Origin of the sequence: Saccharopolyspora sp. 7B, assembly GCF_020177435.1 — a bacterium.
Lineage (GTDB): Bacteria > Actinomycetota > Actinomycetes > Mycobacteriales > Pseudonocardiaceae > Saccharopolyspora_C > Saccharopolyspora_C gregorii.
In genome coordinates, this window is sequence record NZ_JAIUKC010000263.1 from 1 (window position 1) to 3,687 (window position 3,687).

At 74.7% G+C, this 3,687-nt stretch carries 3 protein-coding genes and 1 pseudogene; all 4 read left to right on the forward strand.

Features of this window, described 5'->3' with window-relative positions:
• Positions 1–528, forward strand: a pseudogene (locus LCD33_RS28375) (mammalian cell entry protein); the annotation flags it as partial.
• A complete protein-coding gene (locus tag LCD33_RS28380) occupies positions 525–1,568 on the forward strand; it encodes an MCE family protein (protein WP_224978486.1) in 1,044 nt (347 codons plus the stop codon). The pseudogene LCD33_RS28375 and the gene LCD33_RS28380, both read left to right, overlap by 4 nt.
• Positions 1,565–2,752 (forward strand): MlaD family protein, encoded by a 1,188-nt coding sequence (locus LCD33_RS28385; protein WP_224978487.1) that lies wholly within the window; start codon positions 1,565–1,567, stop codon positions 2,750–2,752. The genes LCD33_RS28380 and LCD33_RS28385 overlap by 4 nt, the downstream gene beginning before the upstream one ends.
• Entirely contained in the window at positions 2,749–3,444 is a 696-nt protein-coding gene (locus tag LCD33_RS28390) for a VirB8/TrbF family protein (protein WP_224978488.1), read from the forward strand. Before LCD33_RS28385 ends, LCD33_RS28390 begins: the two co-directional genes overlap by 4 nt.
• The last annotated feature ends 243 nt before the right edge of the window (positions 3,445–3,687 follow it).

The following is a 3,687-nucleotide window of genomic DNA, read 5'->3' on the forward strand; positions in this document are numbered from 1 at the left end:
GTGCTGGCGGGGGACGGGGAGCGGATCGGGGCGCTGATCGGGAACCTGGATTCGCTGGTGCGCGCGCTGTCCGCGCATCGGTCCACAGTGGAATCACTGGCGGCCGGGGTGCGGCAGGCGGGTGCGGACTACGACGCCGAACGGCTGCACCTCGACGAGACCGTCGGCAGGCTGACCCGCGCGCTCGCCGAAGCCGACGCGCTGGTCCGCGAGCACGGCGACGACCTCACCGGCAGCGTGCACGACCTCGCGGGCACCACCGGCCAGGTCGCCGCGCAGCGCGAGCAGCTCGCCGAACTGCTCACCCAGCTGCCGCTGGTGTTCGGCAACTTCAGCCGCGCCATCACCGACGACGAACGGCTGCGCATCCGGCTGAACATCTCCACCTCCCTCGACCAGTTCCCGGCCACCGCCCGGTTGTGCGAGCGGATCCCGGTGCCGCTGTGCTCCGCGCCCGGCCTGGTCAACCCGATCCCGTTCCCGCCGGAGCTGGACCCGCTGCACGCCCTGCCCGGAGGTGGCCGATGAGCACCGCCAGGCTGTTGCCGCTGCTGCTGGGCGTCGCGCTGCTGACCGGCGGCTGCGGGCTGAGCCTGCACGAGCTGCCGACCGGGGGGAGCGGCGGAACCCGGATCTCCGCCGTGTTCGAGGACGTCTCCGAGCTGCCCGTCGGCGGCGCTGTGCGGATCGGGCAGGACACCGTCGGCCAGGTGCGCGCGCTGTCCACCGAGGACTTCACCGCGGTCGCGGTGCTGGAGCTGCGGCCCGGGCTGCGGCTGCCCGCGGACACCGCCGCGCGCCTGGAGCTGACCTCCGCGCTGGGCGAGCAGTTCGTGGTGCTCGAACCGCCCGCGCGACCGGCCACCACCGAGCCGCTCGCCGACGGCGCCACCATCCCGCTGGACCGCACCGCCCGCGGCCCGGACCTGGAGAACACCCTCGCCGCCCTCGGCACCGTGCTCGGCGGCAGCGGGCTCGACCAGGCCCGCACCATCGTCACCGAGCTCGACACCGCGCTCGGCGGGCGCGAAGCGGAGGTGCGGGACCTGCTGCACCGGCTGGACGCCCTGCTGTCCGAAGTGGACTCGCACCGCGCGGAGTTCGACACCGCCCTCGACTCGCTGCACCGGCTCTCCGCCGAGACCGCGGCGCACACCCCGCTGCTGGAGGCCGCGCTGCACGACCTCACCCCGGCCGTGGACGTGCTGCTGGGGCAGCGGGAGCGGTTCGACCGGCTGCTCACCGGTGTCACCGAACTCGGCCGCAGCGGCGACGGCATCGTGCGCGAAGCCGGGCCCGCGTTCGCCGCGCAGCTCGACGCGCTGCGGCCGGTGCTGGACTCGCTGGCCGGGTTCAACGGCGACCTCGCCGACACGCTCACCTCGCTGCGCACGTTCCAGCAGCGGCTGGGCAGCGCCATCCCCGGCGACTACCTGAACCTGGACGGCACCCTCGACGTCTCCGGCAGCCTGCTGCCGCTGCTGACCGGGCGGCCGCCACCGGTGCCCGGGCCGGCGCTCGTACCGCCCGGATCCGCCGTCGACCTGCTGACCGGAGGCACCCGATGAGCCGCGCCGTGCTGATCCAGCTCGTCCTGTTCCTCGTCATCGGGCTCGGCTGCGCCGCGTTCGTGCTCGACACCGCGCTCGGCCCGCGCGCCCTCGGCACGCCCGTGCGGGTAGCGGTGCGGATGCCGGACGCGGCGGGCCTCGCCGCCTCCTCCCAGGTCACCTACCGCGGCGTGCGCACCGGCACCGTCGAGTCCGTCCGGCTCGACCCCGGCGGCGACGGCGTCACGGTGCGGCTGCTGCTGGACCCGGGCAGCCGCGTCCCGGCCGACACCACCGCGCGGATCAGCATGGACACCCCGATGGCCGTGCAGCACCTCGACCTGCGGCCCGGCACCGGCGCCCCGCCGTACCTGCGCGACGGCGACGTGATCGGCGCCGAGCGCACCAGCACCCCGCTGCCGCTGGAGACCCTGCTGGTGCGCGCCACCGACCTCGCCGAGAGCATCGACCCGCACGACGTGCGGGTGCTGTCCGAGGCCGCCGCCGAGCTCGACGGCACCGCCCCGCAGCTGCGGCGCATCCTGGACGGCACCCGCGACCTCACCCGGCTCGCGGTGGAACGGGAACCGCAGCTGGCGAACCTCGCCGAGCAGGGGCCCGCACTGCTGGACCAGGCCGACGGGCTGCCCGAGCTCGCGGCCTCGGTGCGGGAGCTGGCCGACCAGGCGCGCGCGCAGGAACCGGCGCTGCGCCACCTCGCCGAGACCGCGCCCGGCACCACCCGGGCCGCGGCCGACCTGCTCGCGCGCGGCGAGCGGGACGCGAGCGCGCTGCTCGGCAACCTGCTCACCACCGGGGAAGTGCTCGGCGCCCACGTGCCCGCGCTGCGCGAGACGATGACCGCGCTGCCGCGGGGGCTGTCCGACCTGGCGAGCATCGTGCACGGCGACGTCGCCGACTTCTACCTCGTCGCCGCCCAGGGGCCCGCCTGCTACTACGGCACCGAACGGCGTCCCCCGACCGACACCGCCCCGCGCGCACCGCGGCTCGACTGGAGCTGCGCGCCGGGGCCGGGCCTCGAACAGCGCGGCGCCGACAGCGCGCCGCGCCCCCGGACACCGGCCGCCGAGCCGGTGCGGCACCCGGCACCGGGTGCTCCCGCCACCGCGGAGCCGAGCGCGGGCGGCGGGGTGCTGGGACCACGGCCGTGGTCCTCGATCATGTTCCAGGGAGTGCGATGAGCGGCGAGACGGCGACCGGCCAGGACGGGACCGGACGGATGCAGGAGCACAACGCGGAGCCCGTCGTGGAGTCCACCGCGGAGTTGACTGCGGGCTCCGCGGCGGAGCCCGCCGTGGAATCGGCTGGGGAATCGGCTGCGGAGCCGATCGTGGAGTCCACTGAGGACACCACCGCGGCCGGTGCGGCGAGCGGCACCCCGGAACCCGCGCGGCGACGGCGGCCCGGCGGCCGGGCGGTCCTCGCCGCCGCGGTCGTCCTGCTGCTGCTCGGCGGCCTCGCCACCACCGGCTGGCTGCTGCACCGGCGTGCCACCGAGGACGCCGCCCGCGCCGGCGCGCTCGCCGCGGGTCGCGAGTACGCGCTGGCGCTGACCACCTACGACCACCAGGACCTGGCCGGGAACTTCGACCGCGTCGCGCAGCACTCCTCGCCCGCGTTCGCGCGGCAGTACCAGGAGGTCAGCGACGGGCTCACCCAACTCATCCAGCAGTACCAGGCCACCTCGAAGGGCGAGGTGCTGCACGCGGGCGTCGCCGAATCGAGCACGGACCGCGCGGTGCTGCTGCTGTTCGTCGACCAGGCGATCACCAACACCAACAGCCCCGAACCGCGGGTCGACCGCACCCGGATGCGCCTGACGCTGGTGCACTCAGGAGACCAGTGGTTCATCGACGACGTCCAGCTGATCTGACCGCTTGTTGTCCCTCAGCTCATTTTGCGTAGCACTGAGGTGGCGGAACCTCAGCGGCTTCCTCGCTGCCCGCTTTTCGGTGCGGCCGCGATTTCTGATGTATGTCCGGCACACGGCGACATCGCTGTCCTCGCGAGGAAGCCGCTGAGAACCCGCGGGTGGTCCGGTTGCATTCTTGGTTTCGGCTCAGCGGCTTCGCCGCTGACAAGAAAAACCGCAGATCCGGGGGCGGCGGGGGCGGAC

Coding starts and splice junctions, on each gene's coding strand:
- LCD33_RS28380 (WP_224978486.1), top strand. CDS start 525: ATGAGCACCGCCAGGCTGTTGCCGCTGCTGCTGGGCGTCGCGCTGCTG.
- LCD33_RS28385 (WP_224978487.1), top strand. CDS start 1,565: ATGAGCCGCGCCGTGCTGATCCAGCTCGTCCTGTTCCTCGTCATCGGG.
- LCD33_RS28390 (WP_224978488.1), top strand. CDS start 2,749: ATGAGCGGCGAGACGGCGACCGGCCAGGACGGGACCGGACGGATGCAG.